The organism is Winogradskyella wandonensis (genome assembly GCF_004346845.1).
In the GTDB taxonomy this organism is placed as follows: domain Bacteria; phylum Bacteroidota; class Bacteroidia; order Flavobacteriales; family Flavobacteriaceae; genus Winogradskyella; species Winogradskyella wandonensis.
The window spans coordinates 1-1060 of the sequence record NZ_SMGI01000013.1 but is presented as its reverse complement, the minus strand read 5'-3'; the positions used below and the strand labels follow the sequence as shown (position 1 = coordinate 1060).

Annotated in this window: 1 protein-coding gene; it reads left to right on the top strand. The window is 31.4% G+C overall.

Features of this window, described 5'->3' with window-relative positions; translation table 11 throughout:
• On the top strand, nt 1–1027 hold a 1027-nt coding region (locus tag DFQ05_RS13575; RefSeq protein ID WP_241974274.1), incomplete at its 5' end, for a tyrosine-type recombinase/integrase.
• Between the last annotated feature and the right edge of the window lie 33 nt (nt 1028–1060).

The following is a 1060-nucleotide window of genomic DNA, read 5'->3' as shown; positions in this document are numbered from 1 at the left end:
ATTCTATGGTATAAAACAGGGTAAGAAAAATAACACTTTCTATATTAAATACTATGACACTGTTATAAATGAGCTCTTTAGCTATTTTAGAGACAAAAATTGGTACGTAGACTATTCTGCGTTTAAAACTAAATTTTCTACCAAAAAAACAAGCAATAACTTTTTAGACAATTACAAGTTACCTCCTGTTACTGATAGTCAAAATAAAACGCTCATTAAATATGGTAAATGGTTACAACAAAAACGATTTAGCGAGAATACTGTACACACTTATGTTGAGGTGACTGGATTGTTTTTAAGGTATCTTAATCTAAAGACTATCAATTCTATTTCTGTAAGAACTATAGAACAGTTTAACTATGACTTTATTTTTAAAACTAATAAGTCGGTATCCTACCAAAACCAATGCATAAGTGGTATTAAACACTATTTAAACTTTAAGGGAATCGCCATTGAAGATTTTGAAATCAGACGACCTAAAAAAGATAAAAAACTGCCTACAGTTTTAAGTAAACCAGAAATAAAATTGATTTTGGAGGCAACAACAAATCTTAAACATCGAACGCTACTTAGCTTAGTCTATTCAGGAGGTTTAAGAATAGGCGAAGCTCTAAATCTTAAAGTAAAAGATATTGATACAGAACGACATCTAATACATATTAAAGCGGCTAAAGGACGTAAAGACCGTTATACGCTCTTAGCACCTAGCTTCGTTCCGCTTTTAGAATCTTACATTAATCATTACAAACCTAATACCTTTCTGTTTGAAGGTCGGTCTGGTGAAGCATACACACAGGTAAGCGCAAGACAAGTTTTAAAAAAGGCAATTCAGAAAGCGGGTATAAAGAAATATGCTACTTTACATACACTTAGACATAGTTTTGCAACACATTTACTCGAAAGTGGCACTGATATAAGATATATACAAGAGCTTTTGGGACATAATAGTCCCAAAACTACAATGATATACACCCATGTTTCGTCGACTAGTTTATCGGAAATTAAAAATCCTTTCGATAATCTCTAAAAAGTAGCTATATTTAAAATTGGATTTTGAATA